The sequence below is a fragment of the Thermoplasma sp. genome (assembly GCF_008709555.1).
In the GTDB taxonomy this organism is placed as follows: domain Archaea; phylum Thermoplasmatota; class Thermoplasmata; order Thermoplasmatales; family Thermoplasmataceae; genus Thermoplasma.
Window position 1 is genome coordinate 30925 of sequence record NZ_VYIJ01000009.1, and the last position, 23356, is coordinate 54280.

The 23356-nt window shown below is 47.6% G+C and carries 25 protein-coding genes and 1 tRNA gene; 14 read left to right on the forward strand and 12 right to left on the reverse strand.

Features of this window, described 5'->3' with window-relative positions; genetic code table 11:
• Window positions 1–5: 5 nt before the first annotated feature.
• Both F6Q11_RS04650 and F6Q11_RS04655 read left to right on the forward strand, forming a co-directional pair.
• On the forward strand, window positions 6–470 hold the full coding sequence (locus F6Q11_RS04650; RefSeq protein WP_297026682.1) for a molybdopterin-guanine dinucleotide biosynthesis protein B: 465 nt from the start codon (window positions 6–8) through the stop codon (window positions 468–470).
• 93 nt (window positions 471–563) lie between these two features.
• Window positions 564–1268, forward strand: coding sequence for a tetratricopeptide repeat protein (locus F6Q11_RS04655; RefSeq protein ID WP_297026684.1), 705 nt, complete (start codon window positions 564–566; stop codon window positions 1266–1268).
• Between the two features lie 49 nt (window positions 1269–1317).
• On the opposite strand, the gene F6Q11_RS04660 is transcribed toward F6Q11_RS04655, so the two are convergent.
• The gene (locus tag F6Q11_RS04660; RefSeq protein WP_297026685.1) at window positions 1318–2097 is read right to left on the reverse strand and encodes an ATP/GTP-binding protein; all 780 of its coding nucleotides are present in this window, start codon (window positions 2095–2097) and stop codon (window positions 1318–1320) included.
• Between the two features lies 1 nt (window position 2098).
• On the reverse strand, window positions 2099–5359 hold the full coding sequence (locus F6Q11_RS04665) for a DNA polymerase II large subunit (protein ID WP_297026687.1): 3261 nt from the start codon (window positions 5357–5359) through the stop codon (window positions 2099–2101).
• Window positions 5360–5494: 135 nt separating this feature from the next.
• Here F6Q11_RS04665 and F6Q11_RS04670 point away from each other — a divergent pair, with 135 nt between their 5' ends.
• Window positions 5495–6019, forward strand: coding sequence for a hemerythrin domain-containing protein (locus tag F6Q11_RS04670; protein ID WP_297026688.1), 525 nt, complete (start codon window positions 5495–5497; stop codon window positions 6017–6019).
• Between the two features lie 88 nt (window positions 6020–6107).
• Entirely contained in the window at window positions 6108–6392 is a 285-nt protein-coding gene (locus F6Q11_RS04675) for a ferritin family protein (protein WP_297026690.1), read from the forward strand.
• 85 nt (window positions 6393–6477) lie between these two features.
• Here the strand turns inward: F6Q11_RS04675 and F6Q11_RS04680 are convergent, their stop codons facing one another.
• Window positions 6478–7077, reverse strand: coding sequence for a regulator (locus tag F6Q11_RS04680; RefSeq protein ID WP_297026691.1), 600 nt, complete (start codon window positions 7075–7077; stop codon window positions 6478–6480).
• Between the two features lie 315 nt (window positions 7078–7392).
• Here F6Q11_RS04680 and F6Q11_RS04685 point away from each other — a divergent pair, with 315 nt between their 5' ends.
• Window positions 7393–7896 (forward strand): hypothetical protein, encoded by a 504-nt coding sequence (locus tag F6Q11_RS04685; protein ID WP_297026692.1) that lies wholly within the window; start codon window positions 7393–7395, stop codon window positions 7894–7896.
• Here the strand turns inward: F6Q11_RS04685 and F6Q11_RS04690 are convergent, their stop codons facing one another.
• Both F6Q11_RS04690 and F6Q11_RS04695 read right to left on the reverse strand, forming a co-directional pair.
• Complete coding sequence (locus F6Q11_RS04690) at window positions 7897–8361, reverse strand: Zn-ribbon domain-containing OB-fold protein (protein WP_297026694.1); 465 nt, start codon at window positions 8359–8361, stop codon at window positions 7897–7899.
• Window positions 8362–8370: 9 nt separating this feature from the next.
• The gene (locus F6Q11_RS04695) at window positions 8371–9543 is read right to left on the reverse strand and encodes a thiolase domain-containing protein (protein WP_297026696.1); all 1173 of its coding nucleotides are present in this window, start codon (window positions 9541–9543) and stop codon (window positions 8371–8373) included.
• Between the two features lie 113 nt (window positions 9544–9656).
• Between F6Q11_RS04695 and F6Q11_RS04700 the strand changes: the two genes are divergently transcribed.
• From F6Q11_RS04700 to F6Q11_RS04715, 4 genes are all read left to right on the forward strand, one after another.
• Window positions 9657–10502 carry an aldo/keto reductase gene (locus tag F6Q11_RS04700; protein ID WP_297026698.1) on the forward strand — a complete coding sequence of 282 codons (846 nt, stop codon included), beginning with the start codon at window positions 9657–9659 and terminating at the stop codon, window positions 10500–10502.
• 142 nt (window positions 10503–10644) lie between these two features.
• Complete coding sequence (locus tag F6Q11_RS04705) at window positions 10645–11595, forward strand: pyridoxal-phosphate dependent enzyme (RefSeq protein WP_297026700.1); 951 nt, start codon at window positions 10645–10647, stop codon at window positions 11593–11595.
• Window positions 11595–12629, forward strand: a complete 1035-nt coding sequence (locus F6Q11_RS04710) for a DUF1611 domain-containing protein (RefSeq protein ID WP_394349634.1) — start codon at window positions 11595–11597, stop codon at window positions 12627–12629. Before F6Q11_RS04705 ends, F6Q11_RS04710 begins: the two co-directional genes overlap by 1 nt.
• Before the next feature lie 30 nt (window positions 12630–12659).
• Window positions 12660–14093, forward strand: a complete 1434-nt coding sequence (locus F6Q11_RS04715) for a metal-binding protein (protein WP_297026705.1) — start codon at window positions 12660–12662, stop codon at window positions 14091–14093.
• 1 nt (window position 14094) lies between these two features.
• On the opposite strand, the gene F6Q11_RS04720 is transcribed toward F6Q11_RS04715, so the two are convergent.
• The 3 genes from F6Q11_RS04720 to F6Q11_RS04730 form a co-directional block, all read right to left on the reverse strand.
• The gene (locus F6Q11_RS04720; protein WP_297026707.1) at window positions 14095–14586 is read right to left on the reverse strand and encodes a DUF367 family protein; all 492 of its coding nucleotides are present in this window, start codon (window positions 14584–14586) and stop codon (window positions 14095–14097) included.
• Window positions 14583–15353 carry a D-aminoacyl-tRNA deacylase gene (locus tag F6Q11_RS04725; RefSeq protein ID WP_297026709.1) on the reverse strand — a complete coding sequence of 257 codons (771 nt, stop codon included), beginning with the start codon at window positions 15351–15353 and terminating at the stop codon, window positions 14583–14585. Before F6Q11_RS04725 ends, F6Q11_RS04720 begins: the two co-directional genes overlap by 4 nt.
• A gap of 161 nt (window positions 15354–15514) precedes the next feature.
• Window positions 15515–16519 (reverse strand): aminotransferase class I/II-fold pyridoxal phosphate-dependent enzyme, encoded by a 1005-nt coding sequence (locus F6Q11_RS04730; protein ID WP_297026710.1) that lies wholly within the window; start codon window positions 16517–16519, stop codon window positions 15515–15517.
• 156 nt (window positions 16520–16675) lie between these two features.
• On the opposite strand from F6Q11_RS04730, the gene F6Q11_RS04735 reads away from it, so the two are divergent.
• Window positions 16676–16951, forward strand: coding sequence for a hypothetical protein (locus F6Q11_RS04735; protein ID WP_297026712.1), 276 nt, complete (start codon window positions 16676–16678; stop codon window positions 16949–16951).
• 32 nt (window positions 16952–16983) lie between these two features.
• Here F6Q11_RS04735 and thpR read toward each other — a convergent pair whose 3' ends face one another.
• Both thpR and F6Q11_RS04745 read right to left on the reverse strand, forming a co-directional pair.
• A complete protein-coding gene (gene thpR, locus F6Q11_RS04740) occupies window positions 16984–17502 on the reverse strand; it encodes an RNA 2',3'-cyclic phosphodiesterase (protein ID WP_297026714.1) in 519 nt (172 codons plus the stop codon).
• A gap of 2 nt (window positions 17503–17504) precedes the next feature.
• Window positions 17505–18146 carry a MarC family protein gene (locus F6Q11_RS04745; protein ID WP_297026716.1) on the reverse strand — a complete coding sequence of 214 codons (642 nt, stop codon included), beginning with the start codon at window positions 18144–18146 and terminating at the stop codon, window positions 17505–17507.
• 134 nt (window positions 18147–18280) lie between these two features.
• On the opposite strand from F6Q11_RS04745, the gene F6Q11_RS04750 reads away from it, so the two are divergent.
• The 4 genes from F6Q11_RS04750 (at window position 18281) to F6Q11_RS04765 (ending at window position 20333) form a co-directional block, all read left to right on the forward strand.
• Window positions 18281–18961 carry a DUF47 domain-containing protein gene (locus F6Q11_RS04750; RefSeq protein ID WP_297026719.1) on the forward strand — a complete coding sequence of 227 codons (681 nt, stop codon included), beginning with the start codon at window positions 18281–18283 and terminating at the stop codon, window positions 18959–18961.
• Entirely contained in the window at window positions 18961–19854 is an 894-nt protein-coding gene (locus F6Q11_RS04755) for an inorganic phosphate transporter (protein ID WP_297026721.1), read from the forward strand. Before F6Q11_RS04750 ends, F6Q11_RS04755 begins: the two co-directional genes overlap by 1 nt.
• 157 nt (window positions 19855–20011) lie before the next feature.
• A tRNA-Leu gene (locus tag F6Q11_RS04760) sits at window positions 20012–20096 on the forward strand.
• A gap of 87 nt (window positions 20097–20183) precedes the next feature.
• Window positions 20184–20333, forward strand: a complete 150-nt coding sequence (locus F6Q11_RS04765; RefSeq protein WP_297026723.1) for a hypothetical protein — start codon at window positions 20184–20186, stop codon at window positions 20331–20333.
• 91 nt (window positions 20334–20424) lie between these two features.
• Here the strand turns inward: F6Q11_RS04765 and F6Q11_RS04770 are convergent, their stop codons facing one another.
• Both F6Q11_RS04770 and F6Q11_RS04775 read right to left on the reverse strand, forming a co-directional pair.
• The gene (locus tag F6Q11_RS04770; protein WP_297026725.1) at window positions 20425–22299 is read right to left on the reverse strand and encodes a hypothetical protein; all 1875 of its coding nucleotides are present in this window, start codon (window positions 22297–22299) and stop codon (window positions 20425–20427) included.
• A 622-nt stretch (window positions 22300–22921) separates the two neighbouring features.
• Window positions 22922–23227 (reverse strand): hypothetical protein, encoded by a 306-nt coding sequence (locus F6Q11_RS04775; protein ID WP_297026727.1) that lies wholly within the window; start codon window positions 23225–23227, stop codon window positions 22922–22924.
• Window positions 23228–23356: the final 129 nt, after the last annotated feature.

A 23356-nucleotide genomic window follows, 5' to 3' on the forward strand; every position in this document is an offset into this window, starting at 1 on the left:
TTAGCATGAAGGTGTTCTCCTTTTTCGGTTCCTCCTCGTCTGGAAAGACAACGGTCATCGAAACGCTGATACGTACGCTGCGCGATAAATACAAAATAGCGTATATAAAAAACATACCGCATGACAATCTTGACCTCGATACGCAGGGCAAGGACACTTGGAGAGCAGAGAATGCAGGATCCTACGAGACGATAGCTCTCTCGCCGACAAGGACATACAGGCTCACCAGGAAGAGAAGCGATATCGACGAGATCCTTGCATCGCTCGACTCTGATATCGTTTTCATCGAGGGCTTCGGTGGTTACGCTCGTTCGATAAAATTCCTTGTGATCGGCGATGAATCCTTCCTCAGATTCTCGCATGACTTCGTGATAAGAGCCAATAATTCCACGTATTCTGGAGATGCCATAATATTTCCGGAAGAAGCATCACGCATAGCGGACATAATAGAAGGACGTGCTTCCTCATAATAGAACAGGAATCCCTGCAATCGTTCTTGCATTAGTTTTCAAGTGGAAACAAAAACATTGTATAATACCTTCGTTATAGGACACGGATAAGACATGGCGGATGAGTTTAAGCTCAATAACAAGGAACAGCGTGCCGATGAATACAATGAGAGGGGCATATCGTATTTCAATATCAACAAGTATGATAAGGCCGTTGAGGAGTTCAGCAAGGCCATAGAGATAATTCCAGACGATCCTGACCTGTACCACAACAGGGGGATGGCCTACTATTCCATGAAGAAGTACGAGGAGGCTATCAAGGATCTGAAGAAGAGCATAAGCCTTGACAGTTCACAGCCAGACTACCACAACGTGCTCGGTTCTGTCTATGAGGACATGGGGCTTGTGGACAAGGCGATACAGGAGTTCACGGCAGCGATAAAGTTGGAGAACGATATACCGGATTATTACTACAACAGGGGCAACGCATACTGGAAGAAGGGCGATACAGAAAAGGCGCTTGAGGACTATTCGAAGGCTGCTGATCTGGATTCAACCGATCAGATATTCGTGTACAAGAAATACGAGGCGCTGATGGATCTTGGCAGGCTGGAGGACGCGCTCGCCACAGCTGAGAAAGCCATAAAGATCGTACCGGCAAACTACAACTACCTGCTTATGAAGGCTGACGTGCTCATAAGGATGGGAAGAAAGGATGAGGCTTCAGCGGTGCTGGAGGAGGTTGAGAAGCTCGATCCAGGAAATCAGGAGGCCGAAAGGCTCAGAAAGATGATAATGCAGGGGGATACTGTGCGCTGACGTTAACGCTAGGCCTTTTTGCCATTTGAACGTATTTTTGAAAAAAAAGTTATCCTTCCTCCCTGTATGTGTCGTTGTCCTCTCCACCGGTGAAGTAGAGCGCCATCTGAGAGTATATATCCTCGAAGCCGAATGAGTCCTTCGAAGATACCGGATAGATCTTTGTCATGATGTTGCTCTCCTTGAACGCTTCGAGTATTCCAATGAAGTAGTCCTTCTCCATCTGCCCCTTTTCCTCCATGAATGCATCGTTGAGCAGATCCGGGGATGATTCCCATTTCTTTACCTCCTGTATGTCCTCGTCCGAAACGAGGTCTATCTTGTTCAGGACGAACATCATTGGCCTGAAGAACCTTGAGAAAACTGAAGCGTAAAGCATCTTCTGTGCTATGAAGCCGGATGGATAGGTCGAAAGAGGCGCATCGGCTATGTAGGCCATCATTGACCTCTGGCCTGATACCTTCTCCACGATTTCAGTCGACGATGTCCTGAAGGTGAACAGCTCTATCTGGCCCGGCGTGTCCACTATGACGTAGTAATCATCGAGATCTTCAAGAAACTCCGTTATCTTGTCTGCGTAGCTCACTATCATATCTGCAGCAACTATCTGCGATCCGTTCGGCCCAAGATTGTAATCTGACATTATGGAGTCAAGGGATATGTATTCCCTTATATCAAAATCAGGTTCGTATGGCAGATAGTCCGCACCCGGATCAAGATTTATTATGGCAGAGTCAAACTCCATGTGCTTCAGCCATTCATTCAGCGATCCGGAGAATGTTGATTTGCCTGTACCTGCAGGACCAACAACGTAAAGTGCACCTATCATATCAGTACATATCAAGGCCGGTTATTTTAACTTCTTTGGCCTCTGGCTTCTCATCATCCTCCTCCGTGTCAGGAAACGTCTCCTTTATTGTCCTTGCCAGGTTGTCTATTCTTGCCCTCAGATAATCTGGAAGCCTGTAGTTCTCGGCTATCTTCAGTGTCTCATTGAGGTACTTGACAACGCTTCCCTTGTGTATGGTCAGCGTCAGGCTTGTGGATCCGCACTTCTGGCATCTGCCCGACAGCGGAATCCTGCGATACTTTGCGTTGCACTTAGTGCACCTGAACTCCTGGGAGAAGAACCTCCTGAAGTTTCCATACATATCCGGCAGGAAATGCGTCGATATGACCCTTGCAGCCACATCATCCGCATCGACCGCCCGGAGCTTCTTTGCGAGGCCAAGCTGCTCGTTTATCTTCTCGTCCATGGTTCCAAGTGTCTTATACGATGACACGAGAACGCCGCTGTTTATATCCGAGGTCTCCATCGTGTAAGATGAACCCATATACGTACCCGTCTTCTTTATCCTCACCTTCATGGTCATCATTGTATCCTCTATTTCGGACGGTGAGGCATGACGCTCCGCAGCCTCATAGAAAGGCAGAGGATAGCGTGAAAGCGTGTCCACATTAAGTGCCTCCTTATCTATTTCGTCTGGGTTTATGAGCACGGACAGAACCAGCGGTGCGTCCATAAGGCCCCCGCGCGTCGATGGCAGGTATCTGGCAGAGAAGTTGAGGAAACCGTCCATGAGCAGCATCACGCTGTCCTCATCGCCGTCACAGTTTCTCCTCTTGGCAGCATGGAAGAACGGATGCGCGTAGAACGCGTTAACATCGCTGAAACCTATGATCCTTCCCACGACGCCGCCAGACGTGTGCGGGGCCAGGCCTATCACCAGGTGACCTATCAGGTCCTCCTCGCTGTCCAGAGAGTAGAACGGGGGCATGTTGTAGTATTTGACCAGCAGATCATCAACGAATTTCGATACGTTGAACAGGTACTTCGCTGCTTTCCTCGGTATTATGACATCCTGCGGGAACAGCTCATTTACGTCCTTGACCGCATAACCGAGATCGAAGAGGGTCTTTTCGTCTATGCCGATCTCACTGTACCTGAAGTGCGTGATTGGGATATCCGACATATCGAAGCGGCAGGTGCCGTCCTTGTTTACAGAAATGTCATGAATGGCCCTGAGTATACCCTTTTCTATGGGTTCAGCAACCTTCTCCCTTGACATGAGCTTCTTCACGCCCTTGAACTCCTTGAGGTCGTCAAGGGATATGCCGAGCACAGATTCAGCCCTCTTAAGTATCGACTCCAGATCTATGCTTGCCGTCTTCTCGCCAACGGGGGAGCAGTGGCCGCCGCATCTCGGACAGACAGGCGTTGGCGTCTCGAATCCGCATGAATTGCACCTGTAGAAGAAAACCTCTGCCCTGTAGCTTCCCTCGCTGTTCCTGTTCGCACCCAGTATGGAACGTCTGGCCTCTCCATAGCTTTCCACAGGGAACAGCGAATGCACCATGGGCTTCATCTTCCTGTCCCCTGCCTTCTCCGGCCTTCCAAGCCTTGAACCAACCCTCGTCGGCGCCCTGGGCTTTATGATGAGGCCTGAGAGGTAGTTCACGGTCTCCAGCACACTGCTCTTTCTCTCATACTTTCTTGCCAGCACGATCGATCCGCCTGAGACGTCGTATCCCAGGGAAACCAGAATAGGATAGTAATCCCTTATCAGCAGGTATTCGCCCGATCTCCTGAACTGGACGCCAAGCCTTATGAATACGTCTGAAGCCTCGTATGGCACCTGCACGCCATCCCCCGTAATCTTCCATTCCCGCACATTCCTGACAAGAAATTCCAGATCTTCAAAGGATATGTCATGCCAGTAATAATCGTAGTCCGGGTGAAGCGGTATACCGTACTTTCTCGATATCTCCACCGCTGAGAACTGATCTATGTGGTCAGCGCGGACGCCATCCGGCAGGTACTGCTCCCACCATTCAACGGTGAATGAGGGCGTGGGAAGCGGGTAGTTGTTCTCAAGAAAGTCTCCATAGGCTATCAGTATCTCGCCGGCATCCGTTATCTCCACGATGTCCTCGTACACCTCCCTGGCCTTCTCCATATCGTTTATCCTGACATGGTCTCCGTTCTTAAGGAGCACCGTTGGGCCGTCTATAGTATCGCATGGAGTAACGGCCGCAGCCTTGCCGGGGAGTTCAACCTTTATCTGCGATCCTATCGCTATGAACTTCCCCATGATGTACATGGTCGCAGGGTTAAGCGAGGCTGCGGCAAGACCGTTCACCCTGCTCCTTCCGTACCTGAGCCTGAATCCGCCAGGCCTTGACGGATGTGAGAATACCGGCCTGCCTGCAACTATATCCTTCAGGAACTTGTCCGATTTCTTCGAGGTCTTTCCCTCTGCTTTCCCACCGAGGTTCGCCAGGAAGTTCCAGTCATCCAGATGCATTGAACTGGTGTACTTCAGTATCTTTCTCGCCTTCTGCACAAGGCCTTCGCAGAGCACAAGGCACATTCCGCCGCGTATCCTGTTCGTCTTTATCCTCTCCATGTCCCTGTGCCCCGACACCTCCTCCTCTTCGCTTCCCTCCCCGTCTATGCAGATCGGAGAGTTCCTAACAACAAGCTTTATCTCTTCCGGTGTGGGCATGTACTGTAGATGTTTTATTCGATCGTAGCTTTCGATCTCCTCTATGTATCTCTCTATCTCATCCTCCGTGGGCTGGAAGCGCGATATTCCGAGTTCCCTCCTCACAACGTCGCCTATGAGCACGCTCAGAGCCTGCGCCGTTCCACCTGCACCACGGATGGGCCCAGCGTATGATATACCGACGTATTCGCTTCCGTCCTGGTTCTTGCCTATATATACGTCAGCTATCCCCTCGAGAGGCGCCACCAGAATGCCCTCTGTCAGAATGGCAAGCCCAACCCTGATGGCCTTATCGAGGGCCTCCTTCCTGTTATCCCTGAACATTGAGGCGATGCGCCTGGACATCTCCAGCGATACCTCTTCCCTCGACATCCTGCTGCTGAGATCCCTAATCTCCTGCGCTATACCCTTTATGCCTATGAGCGCCTCTATCCTTTCGGCCATATCAGACGCAAGAGGTATCTCGACATGATCTGAAACGTCAAGGCCCTTGGCCCTGGCTTCCTGAGCCACATTGTAGGCCTGCCTGACCCTCTCGGATATATATTGCCTGTACCCTTCGAGATCGAAAACATTCTGGGACATCGTCAACTATCTGTAAAGAGAACAGGCATTAATAAAAATGATCTGGGTTCATAAGGCATGGCTTCCATTCCGACTGATCTGCGGTTTTGCAGAAGCCAACGAAAATATGTATTAACTATCATATCATGATCATGCATGGCTGATCTGTCTGAGCTGTTGATGATGGAGCATTCTGCCATAAGGATTCTTTCCAGGGTATCTTACGGTAAGGATTCGCTTGAAGCTTTCGAGGACTTCAACGATTACCTTGTGAAGGATCACGTGGAGGTTGAGGAGAGGATTCTTTTCCCTGTCATCGTCGATTTTGAATGGAATGACCGCAGGGATTTCGAGCAGACAGTAAACAGGATAAAGGCGGACCACAGGCTCATAGAGACCCTGGCTGACAATATGCTGAAATGGAAGAGATCGGGCAACGATGACCTTTACGATCTGAGGATGCCGCTGTTTTACAAGACGCTGACGGATCATAACCTTTCTGAAGAGGATCAGATATTTCCGAGATGGAAAAAACTGGAGGCTGAGGACAGGAAAAGGGCGCTGAAGGAGGCAATGAGTATAATAGTGGAGACAGGCCTGGACAGATACTCAAGGAACACAGGCATTTCAAGGGAGTTCCTGGCCTATATGGATCCGGGAGGAAGTGGAAGTATCCCATGAAGCATTGCCTCCTCCGACGCGATTGGCACTGAATTTAGTCTTCGTGGAAAATACGGCAGATATTTATGCCATCAGTGGATAACTTAGCATGCCAAGATACGAGGTTTCGGAAGACCTGTCGGAGAGAATAAAGGATCTTAGCAGGGCAAGGCAGTCCCTCATAGAGGAGATAGAAGCGATGATGTTCTACGATGAGCGCGCGGATGCCACGAAGGATGCAGACCTGAAGCACATAATGGAACACAACAGGGATGATGAAAAGGAGCACGCCGTCCTGCTTCTTGAATGGATAAGAAGGCATGATCCGGCTCTGGACAAGGAGCTGCACGAGATCCTCTATTCAAACAAACCCATAAAAGATCTGGGAGACTGAGGGGCAGTATTCAATATTTGAACTGATTTTTATCCGCGTGTCGTTGAAGCAGGAAGAAGCTCCGAAGCTTCAGCTGAGGAGTAGCTCACATATCCTCTATCTCTTCCTTTTCAACGTCTGAGATGTATTTCGTCGGGCATATCTTTATGTCGCAGTTGTTGCACAGGATCTGATCCACATCGGTGCTGACCCTGACTTCAAGAGACTTGACGCCATCGATCCTCCTTATCTGGTTCAGTATTTTCTCCGGGATCGGCCTGTAAAATATGATCCTTATGAAGCTCTCCTCCTGGCTGATGTTCCTTGAAAATACCTCCCTTATATAGCACCCGTACTTCGATATGGCATTGAATATCTCCCTGAAAACATAGGGGAAATGTCCGAGGCTTGTGTATGCGATCATTATCTGGTTTCCGGTCAGAAGAGCAACATCGGCGATATCGGCCATCGGTTTTATGGATAACATAACCTTCTTCAAGGAATCGTTTGATTCAACCATCTTTATGGTCTCGTAGACCGTCTTCCTGTTAACGTCGAATGCGTTCGCTATCTCGCTCACAGATATTTCAACGTCATTGGTGAAGAACCTGCCATCCCTTATTGATATGCCTGATCTGTAAAGTCCATCCACTATCCTCAGTTTTATCGGGTGTTCCTTGAAGTACTCGTCGAGGATAAGCAGCATGCGTCTACATTTTGATTATGTATAAATAGGTATCCAAATCTGACCAGTCAAAAAATATGTGGAATACCGGTATCCGCGACAGCCACAATGTTGAATTTTTCACTGAGACGCCGAAAACCAACAGTACTTCTCTATACGAAGGCTGGAGGAAGCTGTAGGACTCCATCTTCGGATATGAGATGAACGGGCTTCCGCCAATGGAAAAGTTATATAAAAGATTTAAGATATGATGGTGACTATCTGGGCGATCGGATCAGCTGCGTTGATGTTGGTCCGGAAGCGAGTGAAAACGGTTAGTTCGAATAGATGGTGAGCATGCGTGTAAATCTGAGGACGATATCCGCAATCGGTGCCTTAGTTGTTGTACTTTCCCTCGTCATATTTTCAGCTTCAGTTTTTTCCATATCCAGGGATACTAATGTTTACAGCATTTCATTGAACCCTGGTGAGTCAGAGAACATATCCAGGTATGCCGGCCTCAATGATTACATAACTTACAGGATAACATTCATCAACCTTACGCAGCCTCTTTCATCATACCTTATTTCTCCTTCCGGCTCACACAGCTCAGGTCATGGCATTCCGATAAACACTACGGGCAGCCTGGTTGCAGATGAAAGCGGGCCCTGGTCTCTATTCATACTTAACACAGGGAACCGGACAGTCTACCTGACCGTTGAATACACGGTTGTACCGGAAGGGATAATGTATGCTATTATAGCCGCATTCACTCTCCTTCCGATAGGTATCGTGATCATCATACTTAATCCATTGAAAAATAGGATAGATAAATGGAGAAAAAGAAGGCAGAAGATCTGATCATGGGCTTGCTATGAAGTATACAGTGGCCCCGTCCTCCTTCCTCTTCTCCACCTTTATGACCGTCTCCATGCCGACCTCTGGCTTCTGAATGGATTCATCGATCCATGCAAGTATGTTGAGATCCTCCTTGTCGAGATGTGCTATGCCCACAGTGTAATCTCCAAAGCTGGAGAATGACTTCGGTTTCGCGAATATCTTCGTGAACGTCATCAGATGCCCGTGGGTATCCAGGGGATAAAACTCCATCTCTCCAGAGTAACCGCAGTCCGAGCACCATGCCTGTGGCGGAAAGAATCTTGCGCCGCAGACAGGGCATTTAGTCCCCATTATTATGCCCTGGTCCAGGGCCTGGTAGAACTTTTCAATCCTAGAAACCGGTATCCTGTACTTTATGTCCAGTTCACGCAGGTCAAGAAGCACAGGGTTCTTTGTCTTTTCATCCTTCACAATGTATCCTGGCATTTTTTCACCTCATATCGAATAAACTGTCACGTATGCATAATGGCCCGTTCCGCCGACGTTGTGTGTCAGGAACCTTCCGTTCTTCACGTCTATCTGCCTTCCGGGTTCCGCTTTCCTCAGCAGCTGTTTTGATGCTTCCACAGCCATGGCCACACCGGTTGCACCTATGGGATGGCCCTTTGATATCAGACCGCCATCAACGTTCACGGGTATTTTTCCACCTATGTAGGTTTCCCCGTTCCTCAGCATATCAAGGCCCCTGCCCCTCTCAGCGAAGCCAAGATCCTCGTATGCCAGCACCTCGGCGATGGAGAAGCAGTCATGCACATCCGCACCGTCGATGAACCTGTATGGTTTTTCCGCATCTATCTTCGCCATCCTGTAGGCTTTCGATGCGGCTTCCCTTGCAGCCTCTATGTGCACAAAATCGTTCCTCTTGCTGAGATTGGCTGTTCCGAGGTTAGATCCTATGCTATCTATCCAGATCGGCGTATCAGTGTACTGCTTGGCGATATCCTCCGATGCCATGATAACAGCTGCGGACCCATCGGTTATTGGCGAAGAGTCATATAGCTTAAGCGGAGATGCTATGTATCTGCTCTTCATCACATCCTCAACCGTTATCTCATTTCCGAAATGGGCTATCGGGTTGAGATGCGCATAGTGGTGGTTCTTAACAGATACCAGCGCCAGATCCTCCTCCTTTCCAGAGTATCTATTAAGGTACGCGGTGGCGTACAGGGCATAATAACCTGGAAATGTGAGCCCAAAGAACTCGTATTCCCAGAGAAAATTGCCTGCCCTACCGATGAGTTCTATTGCGGTTTCGCTCTCCACCTCATTCATCTTCTCTATGCCGACTGCGATTGCGATCTTCGATCTCTCTGATCTTATGGCGTCATAAGCGGAGGCAATGGCTGAACTCCCACTCGCACATGCAGCCTCTACTCTGTGAAGCCCGGCGTTCTTTATACCCAAAACCTCTCCAGCCACTACTGCAGGGAGTTCCTCCGAGCTCCACATTCCCATGTTGGATACAACCATGTAATCGATGTCCTTCTTATCCACACCACTTGATCTTATAGCTTCTGATCCGGCCTCCCATATGAGGTCGTACATCGATGCATCCGTCCTTTTGCCGAATTTACTGATGCCATAACCGATGATTCCTACCCTGTTCATTGATCATTGTATGCCTTCTCAATATAAATAATACTATAGAAACAGAACGTGCACATGCTTTTATTCATAGCATAATACACAACGCTTAAATGCCGTTCATCAATATGAAAGGGATGCAAACAGCGGAGTTCGATGGCACCGGCGTAAAGGTATCCGTCATTGGCGTTGGCACATGGTCCCTGGAAGGCCCCAGGTCTGAGAATATCCGATCCATAAGATATGCCCTGGATCACGGCGTTAACTTCATTGATACAGCTGAAATGTATGGTACTGAAGACATCGTCGGCGAGGCCATAAAGGGTTATCGCAGGGAGGATCTCTTCATAGCCACGAAGGTATGGCCCACCCACTTTTCCTATCATGACGTCATAAAGTCCTGCAATGATAGTTTGAAAAAACTGGGTACAGATTACATTGATCTCTACCAGCTCCACTGGCCCAATTCGTCCATAAGCATTAAGGAGACCATGAGTGCCATGGAGAAACTGGTTGACGAGGGCCTGATCAGGTACATAGGTGTGAGCAATTTCTCTGTGGATGAGACGAAGGATGCAATGAAGGCTCTGGCTAAGAACAGGATAGTCTCAAACCAGCTCGAATACAACGTGGCAACAAGGGAGATCGAGGATGAAGGCATCTATGATTTCTGCAGGAAAAATGGAATGGCCATCATAGCCTACAGCCCGCTGTCCCATGGAAAGATCTTCGGGAATGCTATGATCTACAATGCGCTTGAGGAGATAGGCAGGAAATATGGTAAGAAACCTGCTCAGGTGGCACTCAACTGGATCATCAGGAAGGGTGCGTTTCCTATCCCGAAGGCCAGCAATCTGGATCACATGGCCGAAAACGTTGAATCAGCTGATTTCAACCTGTCCGATGATGACATGAAGATTCTCGATTCCCTTTACCGAAAGCACCCCATCAGATCCATAGCGAGCAGGTACAGGACCCACTGAAATTGCATCTGTATAGGATCATGGAGATGAATCGTTAGATTGCTGAATCCGGAAACAAGCGAAATTTCGAACTTCGGAAATAAAAATTTTAATACTGTATTGCACTAACTTGTCGTACCAGTTTCAAGACTGGTAGATGAGAATGGAAGAACTGCTAAACGTTGAGGCAAAACCCCCGGGGCGTACGCCCACAATAAAAGCGTATGCACTTGGGAAGAAGCTCCATCTGAACAGCCTTTTTTTGAAGTTCGAGGGAGCTAACGCAACAGGAACTCAGAAGGATCGTATCTCTGAGGCGCATGTTATAAATGCAATACGTGGAGACTACAACGGGATCGCCGTGGGTACATGTGGAAACTACGGTGCTTCCATAGCTTATTTTGCGCACAGATATGGCGTGAAGTCATACATCGGAATACCAAGATCGTATTCGCATGACAGGACAGACTTCATGCAGTCTGAGCAAGCAGAGATCCTCTACTATGACGGCAAATACGAGGAAACGGTTGATTACATCAGGGACTTTTCCAGGGACAACGGCCTGTATGATGCAAGCCCGGGATCCGTGAACTCGTCCATCGACAAGATGATGTACGCCACCATAGCCTTCGAGATATATGAGGCGCTTGTCAGCGTTCCTTCCTATGTCATAGTTCCTGTGGGAAACGGTACAACACTCGCAGGCATATATCATGGCTTCAGGAGGATGTACGATGAGGGTGTCATCGACCGCCTTCCGAGGATGGTCGGCGTAAGCACGTCTGGAGGAAATCCCATAGTTGATTCCTGGAAGCGTGGCTACAACAGGGTGGTCGATCTCAATCCTGATGAGATCAGGGAGACCAGCGTAAACGAACCGCTGGTATCATACAGATCGTTCGACGGACAGGATGCCCTCAGGGCAATAAGGGAAACCCACGGCAGGGCCATGTACGTCAGCGACGAGGAGATGGTTTACTACTCCAACCTCATATACAGGGAGGAGGGCCTTAACCCGCTGCCAGCTTCGGCTTCGGCGGTGGCTGCAATAGGCCATATCAAGATAAAGCCAGATGAAACTGTTGTCTCTGTCATAACTGGGAGGCAGATATAATGGAAACTGCAACAATTTTGTCAGAAGGTGTTTTTGGTACAACATACGGAAAGACCGCAAATGGGCTTGTCAGGTACAGCAAGCGCTACAAGATACTGTCAGTGATAGACTCAAGGCTGGCCGGACAGGACGCCGGCAACGTGCTCATGCACAGGTATGCAGGAATACCGATAATATCAGGCGTTGAGGAGGGCCTTCGGGGCGGCGCAGAGACGCTCATAGTCGGGATCGCTTCCGACGGAGGAGTGCTTCCGGACAGCTACAGGCCATACATAAAGACAGCCATAAACCACGGGATGAATATAGTGAGCGGCCTGCATGACTTCATAAGCGATGATCCTGAGTTCGCGAAGCTTGCAAAGCGCACCGGATCCAAGATAACCGATGTCAGGAAGATGTTCAAGGACAGGAAGTACTTCTTCACCGGAAACATAGAGAAGGTGAAGGCAAAGAAGATAGCTGTCCTGGGAACGGACAGCGCCATAGGGAAGCGTACAACGGCGATATACCTCAACCGCGCCATGAAGGCGATAGGCAAGAAGAGCGTCATGATCGGTACGGGCCAGACCTCGTGGATGCAGGGCTTCAAGTATACGGTGGTTATAGACGCCATAGTCAATGACTTTGTGGCAGGCGCTCTGGAATCCATAACATACGAGGCATGGGACGCTGAGAGGCCAGACTACATGTTCATAGAGGGCCAGGGTTCCGTCCTGCATCCTGCATACCCTGGAAGCTTTGAGATCATAGGCGCAACCAGGCCGGATGCCATAATACTCCAGCATGCACCGATGAGAAAGTACTTCGACGGCTTCCCCGGATATGAGATACCGCCACTTGAAAAGTTCATAAACATACTCGAGCTGCTGTCAAACAAGCGCGTCATAGCCATAGCTCTGAACACGGAGAATATGGATGAATCCATGATCAAGGAGGAGAAGTCGAGGCTCCAGGCCAAGTTCGGGATACCTGTTTTCGATCCATTGCAGAGGCTTTCCTCGGTAACAAGAGAGATAGACAGCTACAAGATCTGAATCATTTTTTTCAATTTTTGGTGATATATTTTGAATACAAGCGTTGAGAATTCAAGAAGTTACTACGAAAAGGTGCGACAGTTTGATACCATCGACGTCAGCATCGACTCCGTAACAGACAGGAGGATCAGGGCCAGGATCGATGCTGATAGACTTTCTTTCAATCTGTACTTTGATTATGATGAGGATGTACCACTGGATGAACGGGTTGCCGGAATGATTGCATCGCTTCCAGTGGTCAACTATGCATACTTCACAAGGGAGATAAGACTCAATTTCCCAGTATCGGAGAGCTTCCTTCATCAGGTCCGCGAGTTCGTAAGGATAAACAACATCGAGACGTTCATAAACAGCATAGTAAGGAGAAGGTACGAGTTCTTCAGGAAGCAGTACCTTCCTTGCGATAATGATATAACGCAGGAGAACGCCGAGGGACATACCCTAGTAAGTGCCAAGGATACTTACAGGGACAATGCAGTGAAGTTTGAACCGGATAGAAACATGGTGGCAGTCATGTCGTCTGGTGGCAAGGAGAGCCTTACCACGTTCGGTATGCTCAGGGAGATCGGCGCGGAAGTGTTTCCGGTGTTCTTCAACGAATCCGGGGGCCACTGGAAGACCGCCAAGGTGGCCTACGACTACATGAAAAAAAATTACAGCAACGTGCACAGGGTCTGGTCCAACGTCGACAGGTTCTATGCTTTCATGAACAGGAACATGCCGATGCTCGACCAGAGAGAGATAAGAAAGACCGCGGACAGTTACCCGATACAGATGTTCATATTCCCAGTCTACGTCTTTTCAATGCTGCCCTATATTCTGAAATACGGAATAGGAAACATAGCCCTCGGCGATGAATTTGACGATCCGCTGTATCAGGAAGATTACAGAGGCATAAGACACTTCTACGGCGTCTATGACCAGACGAATGAGTTCAATGATACCGTTTCGGATCTTCTGGCCAGAAACGGCATGCCTGTCAGGGTATTCTCCGCCGTCTATCCCATATTCGGTACGCTTGTCGAGAAGATACTTGTCAACCGCTATCCAGAACTGCTCAGGGTGCAGAGGTCATGCCACCTGTGCCATTATGAGGGCAACGAGGTCGTACCATGCGGCAGATGCACAAAGTGCCTGGGCGTCCTTCTGTTCATGATCAACGCTGGTGCCGATCCAACCGTTGCGGGCTACAGGCCAGACGCCGTCAGGGACCTGAGGAATAACCTTGAGAGCGCAAACATGCGCCTCGATCCAGTTGAACTTGAGTACCTAAAAAGATCGGTATTCCTCGGGCAGAAAGGAGAGAGCCATGTAGAAGGCATACATCTGATTCCAGGAGAAGATCGCCCATTTGCCAGCGTTCCTGACCAGTTTCGGGATGGCGTCATGCGCATAATAGCCCAGTACGCAAGCGGCATCTACAGGATCGATGGCGGGTCGTGGAGGAAGATCCGGGCACAGTAGTTCAGAAATAAGCCTTTTCTATCTCCGGAATTTTTTCCGGATCCGCCTCGCGGTATTCGTCAAGCGGGTTTCTGTTAAGCTGTATGAAGTTCATGCCCCAGGTGTACTTTGACAGGATCATGGATGCCTCGTCTCCATGGCCTGTTATATAAAGTGCTGCTGCAACGGCCTCTATTGATGATAACTTCTCAAGCTTCCCGTAGTTGACAGGATTTGCGGCAAGCAGCTTTGGGAGCCTGCGGCCGTGAGCGAAATGCATATCGATGAACGTCTCCTGCCTGTTCCATGATCCCTCGATCACGCATATTCCGTCTCTTTCCATCATCGGGCCGTCATACTTCGACAGTATCCTATCGGCAGAAGGCGTGAGCGTTATCTTTTCCCTTGCAGCGCTTGGGCTTATCCTCCTTGCCAGCCCGAACCTTTCTAGTTTCCTCATGGTTGATTTTTTCGGATCGTCCTGTCTGAGGTAGATGAAGTAGATCTGGATCATATGGTTATCAATTCGAGTGAATGTTCATCGACGTATTTCTTGACCATCTCCCTGACGTTTCCGCGTGTACCCTTCCTGTCCATTACGAAGCCCCTGCATCCCGGCGTCCTCTTCACGGCCATATCTATCTCCCAGGCCTCAAGAGCGTCGTGATCATGCTTCGATATTATGTGGCCTATGTTGACGCTGTTCTCCCTGAAATAATCCTTTATCTTAGGGGCGTAGTGGCCCCCGCCAACTCCAACGAAGTTATCGTAATCGCGTATATCCGGATTCATCACCGCATCCACCGTGGTGCTCAGGGCCTCAGGATCGTTCCATTCGTTTTCGGTCGTGCCTATCTCAACGTAGTAGTTCGGTATATCGAATATCGGCCCATGGTGAGTGGCCTCGAACGTTACTTCAAACTTGTTGCCGCTGTAAGATTCCATCATCTTCCTGAGCGTACCAGACATGATCTTTGGGCATGAGATGTTTATAGTCCTTGGCTTTCCGCCTAGATCTGCTGACGGGCCGAAGTTACCCGTGGGATGGGCGGTCACCGACTTCACATCAGCGGCTGAGGAATGCCTCGAAAGAACGACGACGTAATCATACTTTCCGGAAAGGGTCATATCGTGGAATATGTGCCTGTCCTCTATTACCATAAGATCGAAATCGCCATGGTTCAGAATTCCATCCCTCTCTGAGAACTCATACTTTTCAGTGAGGTAATCCAGCATCTTTACACTTGCAGGATCCGATCTGGAAGCTATTATCAGGTGCATTGCCACGAATATTTTTGCAAGCTATATGAGGATTGTCTATTTCTTCTTCTGCCAGAGAAAACCCATTTGATCCCTTTATTCGATTTGTTTTGAACAGGTTAAGAAAATGGCGGTGGCCAGTCTATCGTGAGCAATATCCATCTTATGATATCATGCCCATGTCAGAAAGTAGTTATTACGGATCTAAGAGCTTCTATCAGAATCCTATTCTCTGATCTCTCCCTTACGGCAACTCTGTAGCAGTTTTTGCCCAGATCCACATAGTCTGATAGATCTCTTATCAGTATTCCGTATTTCAAAAGACTATCTCTCAGATCCACATTGAATGGGGATCTGAAGGCTACGAAGTTGGCCCTTGGTCTTCCGAGTATCTCGAAGCCGAGATTCTCCAGTTCTTTTATCATATAAGCCCTTTCCCTATCAACCCTGGGCAGTGTTATCTTACTTATTGCTGAAAGATCCGTCTTCCTTAAGAATTCTATCGCAGGCTCACAGACCGACCACGGTTCTGTCTTATCTTTGATCATATTGAAAACGGATTCACTGACCATGATGTATCCTATCCTGAGCGAAGGCACTGCTAGGATCTTTGTGAGCGATCTACCTATGATCATGTTTCCTGTCTCCTCCGCTATCCTGACCGTTTCCTCGGCATGTCCCGGGACGAAATCGCCAAATGCCTGATCCACGAATAGTATGCCACCTATCCTGTTCATCTCATATGATATCTGGCGCAGAAGAGCAGTATCCACAATGTCTCCTGTTGGATTCACGGGTGAACATATGAAAACACAGTCCGGATTGTATGATCTTATGATCCTTGGATTCTTCTCAAGAACGCCGAGACTCAGCGATGAAACCTCTGCACCATATGCCGCCAGCGAAGATTCGTATTCATTGAAGTTGGGCGTGATCACAAGCGAACGCCTGATCCTGAGCCATGATGGTATTCTGTATATGAAATGCGTGAGGCCTGGACCGATAATGACCTTCATGGATCTTGATCCGGTGTACTTCATTATCTTCCTTTCAATATCCACCGCAGTGACCTCAGGGTACCTTGCCAGGGTACCTGTATCCAAGAAGGCGTTGACGTTTGCGCTGAAGTCGAGAATTTTGTCGGCCATATCGCCATATCTGTAGACATCCCCGCCGTGCTCTCTCATGGATGCACCCGTTTATCCTCTGCATATATCCCGCGGTTGATGTTCAACTTTTGCAGGAATATGCGATCAGGATCTTTTGTTCATGACCTGGATGGTTTGTACTCCGCAGCGTTTACCAATCTTTATTAAGGAATTAAAATTAGACCACCGGATATCATGGAAATGATAGAGATCAAGAAAGGTGGAAAGTACACGGTTGTATCCAACAGCGGAAACGATAAGCCCATGATAACAAAGGGCGAGTTCGTTGGCTACACGATCATAGGGGAGGAAGGTGCAGTGTGTTTCAGGACGATCGGAGAGGACGGCAAACCTATACTGAGGCTCATACCTGTATCAAACCTTATATCCATAGAGTTCTCAGAGGATGACCTAGTGACAACAAAGAAGACCGAGAACAACGAGAAGGATAAGACAACATACATAAGCTGAAGTATTCGCAGCAGCTGCGGATAGATCTCTTGTCAGGATGGGCCATCAGAATCCTGTTTGCCCAGCTGTTTGCAGCATATCTTCGTGTATATCGGCCCAGACGGCTTGAGATCACTTCTGAAAAGGCATATCTCGTCTATCCTGTATTTTTCGCTTTTTAATTCAATATTTGGCATGGATATCCTGTGTTTCACCCTGCCCACCGTTATGTGCGGTATGAAGTCCTTCTCTATGGGCACAAATTTTCCCACCTCAGCCACAAGTCGGTAGAGGCCGTCGGATCTGCATCCTATGTATATCACTCTGGGCCTCTCCATTGACGGAAATGCGCCTATGCCCTCGGTCTCCAAATCAAAGCTGTCTGAACCTATGCTTCTTATGCCGCTGCATATATCAGATGCTTTATCATCATCAATATCCCCGAGAAACTTGATTGTGAGATGGATGTTGCTGTACTCTGTGACCTTTATACCCTTTATTTCGCTGAATCTTCTGAACACGCTGGCCAGATAATCGCTCGGCTTAACCTGCACAGCTATGAACGCGCGCATCTTCAAACACCAGTTATGCTCTTAACTATGAATGCCAGCCCGGTGACCATGAAGTCTATGGCTATGGCCGCCAGCAGGAGACCCATTATCCTTGATATTATCAGGGATCCGGTCTTTCCCAGGTACTTGAAAAGGACAGAACTGTAGTGGAGTATCAGGTAGGATATCACAACGACCAGAGACACGGCTATGACAACAACGATCTTCTCCGGCACGTCAACGCTGTAGGAATTGAAGTATATGATCGCTGCAGTTATGGAGCCAGGACCGGCAAGCAGTGGCGTACCTATAGGCGCTATTCCTATTGATGTCCTCTCAATGCTCTCCTCCTTCTCTGTAGGCGTTAGTTTTGTTGTCGAAGTCCTGCCCTGCAGCATGTCGAACGCAACCTTGAAGAGCAGCACTCCACCTGCCACCTTGAAATCATTTATGTTTATGCCGAGGACCTCGAATATGTAGATGCCTATGAGCATGAAGCTGAACAGCATAAGCGCCTCTGACATCACTGCGTATCGGACGACCCTCTCGAAGTCCTCCTTTGAATAGCCCTCTGTCACGGATACAAGAACCGGAAGCGCACCTATGGGATTTACCATCGCGAAAAGTGCGACGAATACCGTGACTAGGTATAGTATTATATTCATCCTTACAGGGAGTGATTTTTAACACGGATAAAATTATATTGATCATCCCGCAACTTGATGGTATTCCAAGCATCAAAGATTTTTAAAAATATATATTGAAATAACGTTAAATATCCGTTGACAATAGGGGAAGAATGGTCAATTCTCACTTTTTGAAGAGGATAATATCTGTAGGTGAGAAGGATATACTGTCCCGATTAACCGATTACACGGAGCTCGCATACAAGGAGAGCGATATACTCATAGATATGCTTTCAAACAGGAATTCACTCGTTGAAAAGAACGAGGAGATAAAGGATATAGAGAAGGTTGGAGACGAGCTTGATATTTCCATAAGGCAGGATATAACCAAAGGAGCGATAAGCCCCACATTGATGAACAACCTCCTTCAGCTAGTTGAAAAATGCGATGACATAGTCGATACGGGATACTTCATAAGCAGGGAGATAAAGAGGATGTTCCTGGACTATGAAGGCGGAATGGAGAAGTGTATAAACCTTGTTACAAAGAGCTATGCTACGTTCATATCAATGCTGGAATACAACAAGGCTGCGTTGAAGCACCTTAACCAGATGCTGAATGCGTCAGAGGATGAGAAGATCAGGGACGAAAGAATTGCCATTGAAAAGCTTGAGGAGAAGGTCGATGAGCTGAAGGACGACACCTTTGATTACATATACAGGAACGCGGACGGCCTTCCGTATCTTGTGTTCTCACATCTCATAGATCTGACGCACAAGATCGACGATATGCTGGATGATTGCGAGGATGCTGCAGATCTAATAATAACGATAACAAGGTCGATAACCAGCTGATGTTGGCCATAATCGTATTCTCCTTCCTGCTCGTAATACTGGTGGCAGGCAACAACTCTTCAGCCGTGTCAGGTACGATAATAGGATCGAAGATGATGAACAGGTACGTGGCACTGGCCGTAACGGCTGGCGGCTACATCGCAGGATACCTTCTCGAAGGCCAATTCCTGCAGCACGCCGTCAATGAGCTTCTGCCGTTCAAACCAGAATACGTTCTTTATGCAATAATCGCCTCATTCATAATATTCACAATAGCCTTCTTCGTGAAGGTGCCAATATCGCTCACCATGGCGCTTGTCGGATCAGCGATAGGCCTCTCGCTGAAGCTTGGATACAGTTCAGATTTCAGGTTTCTGACGGAGATAATAATAGCATGGATAGCTGCACCTCTGATCTCCATAGGGGCCTCGTACATATTCAATGACTGGCTGTCCAGGATGCCGCACAGGAATCTTTGGTCATATGCCTCGGCAATAAAGGGGTTGCTCATAATCACTGCAATCTTCACAGCCTTCACACTCGGTGCAAATACCATAGGCTTTCTTGGCGACATATCGGGCACAGGCCTCATCAATGAGATCATGGTATCCGTAGGATCAATCATAGGGACTTTCTTCTTCAGTTCCGGCATAATGAAGAGCGTTTCACAGAACATGTACATGATGAAGTACACCAACGCGTTCAGTTCCCAGCTCGTATCGGCACTGGTAGTAGAGGTCTCTACCCTGTTCTCTATACCGATGTCTAACACTCAGACACTTACGTCCGCTGTGCTTGGATCTGGGCTATCATACAGGGCCAAGGCAATATACCTGAAGCCGTTCCTGTACATAGTGGTTATGTGGATTCTTTCCCCATTGATAGGGCTCGCATTCACCTACGTGCTCGCATGATCGGTGTCATATTCCGTCCAAGATAAAAAATAATGGGAAAAATTGATAAATGGATATACAATAAGCCCAAGCCCACACTACAAAATTGATATAAGTGCAGTTGTGGTGATCCCTCCTGATCCGGGCTTCGATCCTGAATTGAAGGGATTGGAAAAGAGCGGAGGTTGTCGAGACTGGTCAAAGGCGCCAGATTGAGGGTCTGGTTCCGTAGGGATGCGAGGGTTCAAATCCCTCCCTCCGCACTCATGCCTGTATTTTATCCGCGTGTCTTTGAAGCAGGAAGAAGCTCCTAAGCTTCAGCTAGGAGAGTATGTCTGCATGGCGGATTGATGAACAAGAAGGCCAGAAAGGCAATGAGAGCTCACGTTTCAGTGGTAACCCTTGACGGTGATGAATATCTCTTCGATCAGGCTCCAAAACCAAACGTAGCTCTCATAAAAAGATTTCTATGGATCGCCATAGTCAGGTGCATCATATAATATTACAAACATTTCATTGAAAGACAAAGACTCAGAAAAATTGAAAAATTAACGAAAATAATATTGAACAATTATAGACTCCGCGTGAAAATCATGGTATGATTGACGTGGCATTGAGGTAATCCTCTGGTGCATAGAAGAAATAGCTGTTTCCGTTCATATTCAGTATCATGGGCTGTCCGGTTAACATAACGGAGATACCGTAGCTGCTTCCTGGATTGATAAGTGCCTCGTTTGTTATACTGTATGCTATGCTGGCTATCTCTGTATCTGAAACGAAGCCCATGGATGATATGTCCCCGAGGATGGCGGAGCCCAGATCTGCAACCTTGTCTATGAGTTCCGCAGCAAGCAGGGCGGTTGCTGCCTCTCCAGCATCGAAATCTAGTATATTCAAGGCATTCAGCAGTTCAATGGTGGCAATACCCACGCCAAGGGCTGCGGAAAACGTGGTTAGAGCATTGTGCGCCTCTTTTACGGCGTCGGAAGCGTCCACATAGCCAGATAAATCGTATTCAACAGATGATGAATGGAGCGATGAAGAGTTCCCTGTGGTGTTCAGATCTAAGTGCTTGTAAATGGCGTCTGAATGCATAAGATATGATATTCCGTAGGCTATCTGGTTGGGTATGAGTTCTGCAACCAAGTTGAGCTGATTGTTGATCGTGGTCTGTATGTACGATATGGCGAGAGAGAAACCCTCACCATCGTATGTGGTTCCTACATAACTCGTCCCTTCGTTCTCCCTGTAAACGTGGCATATTGCAACTTTGCCATCAATCTCCTCATAGTACACGATTTCATGCCATTTCGTCCTGTATTCACTCGTATATTGATTGAAATCCTTTATGGCGTATGAGGCGTTGGTTATGGCAACGATGCCGGTTGTCCTGTTGTTGGCCTGTGAGACGTTGTATCCATTGTTTAGAGACATATCTAATGGAATTACTCCATAGCCCACAGATTCGGTTGATACTGATAGGTTTGCATTGTGTATGTAGGACGGATCCGAGCTCATTGTGGTTGTTACATCCCCAGAGTTTGGCTTGTAGGCCTGATCGGATTCTAGGCCCACAATACCATTTATTATCGTATAGGCACCGCTCATTATTATCATCGATTTTCCATCTGCAACATTCTTGGACATGTGAACGATCATTATCGGAAACGGACCGGTCAGGTTATGCGTTGCTGTTACTTTGTCGTACGTATCGTACGAATACGTGTAATAATCGAACTGGTACTCCTCGCAGTATGGATCCGCCCTTGACTGCACATCGACGTTGGTGAAAACGGATGCGTTTATGACCTGTATCGGCTTCTTCGAGAACGACAACGATACGTTGACGACGTACGGAGTGAACGTTATATTCGAGTAATTCCCAACATTGATGCCTGTGCCGTTGAAAACGTTAAGTGCAATTGATGCCTGAACCGATCTATCCTTTATCGCTGAGGTGAGATTGCTGGATGCCATGGAAACGATCTTGATGGCATAAGGATCGAATGGTATGTTGTTGTAGTATGAATAGATGTACACGCTTCCGTTTTCGTAAATATTTTCATACGCCTCAATCGTCAGCGATGGATACATGTTGAGATGGTGTGAGGATATGAACGATGACCATGCATTCGATACGTTGTAGAACTGTGGCGATAGAAAGATCGATCCGTTGAAAAAGTCGAGCGATGTGTTGGCGAGGACATACGTTTCATTGGAATCGGGATAAGAACCGAATATCTGCACATTGATGGTTGTGTTGTTTATGACGGATAACTCCCTTGATATGTTCGTCATATCGGTTATCGGATCATCGTAGATATGGTAGTTGACACGGGGACCAAGATCCAGATCCCCCTTAACTGCAGCATGGGACGGGTGCATGGCGAAGTACCCGAAGGAGAAGAGAGCGGAGACGACAAGAACAGAGACGAGTATGATGGAAACGAGTTTGTCCTTCTCCATTTCTCGCACTTAAATATATAAGATTAATTCTATATATTAAGTTTTCTGGAATATTCATCGGCATTGAAATAATGGTCATATCATATAATATGAGGACCTTTATCGATGTCTCTGGAACAACCTGCGGCATACTTCAACTGCATTATGGATAACCCATCATTTGATGAGATTTGATGGCCTATGTCCTCGTATTTCCTCTGGCAGTGAAAATGGAAAAGCCTCATACTGGCATATGAAAAAGAAACATTCCCGAAAAAGATATATCTTGCGCAGCCTACCATCATGGAAGTTATGTTCAAGGTGCAGTAACATTCAAACGAGAACTGGAGCTTTCGGACTGAGTATATCATTCTGGTGTCTGTGGCTTTGTCATGGACAGGGATCTGAAAGCAGCCATGAACATACTTAAAATCGGTCTGATCAAGGTAGGGCTGATGCACAATCGATAACTGTGGAGATGCTTCTATTCTACGGCATATGTCCGTAAAGGCAGAGGTCTCTTCGCTGAAAAGAAGCCCCGAAGCTTAGCTGATGAGTAGCTCACTCTATTTCTACTTTGCACACTTAAAGAGAATATAAAAATGAGTTTCGAAAGATTGCTGCGTGTGTTATGCAACAGTTTTCACCCACGCTTGAAATTACTGTTGAATCTTCGAATCTCTGAAAGAGATATTCCCATGAAGATAGCTGCAGCAGAAATGGAAGCAGCAAATGGATAGATATATATTGTTGAATCAGGTTTGATAAGGTTTGTTATGAAAATGCCAGAAATATTTCGCCATATTTCATACGGAATGCCGGAATCGTTTCTGCCATTCTCTATAGGTATGTTAATTCTGAACATCGCCTTTATGCTGTAAAAACCCGGCCTGAGTGATAGCCTCAAGTTCCCGTAACTGCCATAACTGAGGTTTTTTATTTCCAGCATGGTGCTTGAGGATGATGAGTTAACATAGATGATATATTCATTCCATGCATTCGTGATTGTGCCATTGATCCTGATCCCGTCATAATAGGAGATCGCACCTCCATTACCATATGAAACGGTCTGTTCTGT

Excerpts from the sequence above, each read along its gene's own strand:
- F6Q11_RS04705 (WP_297026700.1), top strand. The coding sequence starts at position 10,645 with ATGGAAGAACTGCTAAACGTTGAGGCAAAACCCCCGGGGCGTACGCCC.
- F6Q11_RS04685 (WP_297026692.1), top strand. The coding sequence starts at position 7,393 with ATGCGTGTAAATCTGAGGACGATATCCGCAATCGGTGCCTTAGTTGTT.
- F6Q11_RS04755 (WP_297026721.1), top strand. The coding sequence starts at position 18,961 with ATGTTGGCCATAATCGTATTCTCCTTCCTGCTCGTAATACTGGTGGCA.
- F6Q11_RS04765 (WP_297026723.1), top strand. The coding sequence starts at position 20,184 with ATGAACAAGAAGGCCAGAAAGGCAATGAGAGCTCACGTTTCAGTGGTA.
- F6Q11_RS04695 (WP_297026696.1), bottom strand. The coding sequence starts at position 9,543 with ATGAACAGGGTAGGAATCATCGGTTATGGCATCAGTAAATTCGGCAAA.
- thpR (WP_297026714.1), bottom strand. The coding sequence starts at position 17,502 with ATGCGCGCGTTCATAGCTGTGCAGGTTAAGCCGAGCGATTATCTGGCC.
- F6Q11_RS04680 (WP_297026691.1), bottom strand. The coding sequence starts at position 7,077 with ATGCTGCTTATCCTCGACGAGTACTTCAAGGAACACCCGATAAAACTG.
- F6Q11_RS04710 (WP_394349634.1), top strand. The coding sequence starts at position 11,595 with ATGGAAACTGCAACAATTTTGTCAGAAGGTGTTTTTGGTACAACATAC.
- F6Q11_RS04775 (WP_297026727.1), bottom strand. The coding sequence starts at position 23,227 with ATGCTGGAAATAAAAAACCTCAGTTATGGCAGTTACGGGAACTTGAGG.
- F6Q11_RS04700 (WP_297026698.1), top strand. The coding sequence starts at position 9,657 with ATGCAAACAGCGGAGTTCGATGGCACCGGCGTAAAGGTATCCGTCATT.
- F6Q11_RS04660 (WP_297026685.1), bottom strand. The coding sequence starts at position 2,097 with ATGATAGGTGCACTTTACGTTGTTGGTCCTGCAGGTACAGGCAAATCA.
- F6Q11_RS04750 (WP_297026719.1), top strand. The coding sequence starts at position 18,281 with ATGGTCAATTCTCACTTTTTGAAGAGGATAATATCTGTAGGTGAGAAG.
- F6Q11_RS04690 (WP_297026694.1), bottom strand. The coding sequence starts at position 8,361 with ATGCCAGGATACATTGTGAAGGATGAAAAGACAAAGAACCCTGTGCTT.
- F6Q11_RS04720 (WP_297026707.1), bottom strand. The coding sequence starts at position 14,586 with ATGATCCAGATCTACTTCATCTACCTCAGACAGGACGATCCGAAAAAA.
- F6Q11_RS04725 (WP_297026709.1), bottom strand. The coding sequence starts at position 15,353 with ATGCACCTGATAATAGCTTCCAGATCGGATCCTGCAAGTGTAAAGATG.
- F6Q11_RS04745 (WP_297026716.1), bottom strand. The coding sequence starts at position 18,146 with ATGAATATAATACTATACCTAGTCACGGTATTCGTCGCACTTTTCGCG.
- F6Q11_RS04770 (WP_297026725.1), bottom strand. The coding sequence starts at position 22,299 with ATGGAGAAGGACAAACTCGTTTCCATCATACTCGTCTCTGTTCTTGTC.
- F6Q11_RS04675 (WP_297026690.1), top strand. The coding sequence starts at position 6,108 with ATGCCAAGATACGAGGTTTCGGAAGACCTGTCGGAGAGAATAAAGGAT.
- F6Q11_RS04730 (WP_297026710.1), bottom strand. The coding sequence starts at position 16,519 with ATGAGAGAGCACGGCGGGGATGTCTACAGATATGGCGATATGGCCGAC.
- F6Q11_RS04650 (WP_297026682.1), top strand. The coding sequence starts at position 6 with ATGAAGGTGTTCTCCTTTTTCGGTTCCTCCTCGTCTGGAAAGACAACG.
- F6Q11_RS04655 (WP_297026684.1), top strand. The coding sequence starts at position 564 with ATGGCGGATGAGTTTAAGCTCAATAACAAGGAACAGCGTGCCGATGAA.
- F6Q11_RS04670 (WP_297026688.1), top strand. The coding sequence starts at position 5,495 with ATGGCTGATCTGTCTGAGCTGTTGATGATGGAGCATTCTGCCATAAGG.
- F6Q11_RS04735 (WP_297026712.1), top strand. The coding sequence starts at position 16,676 with ATGGAAATGATAGAGATCAAGAAAGGTGGAAAGTACACGGTTGTATCC.
- F6Q11_RS04665 (WP_297026687.1), bottom strand. The coding sequence starts at position 5,359 with ATGTCCCAGAATGTTTTCGATCTCGAAGGGTACAGGCAATATATATCC.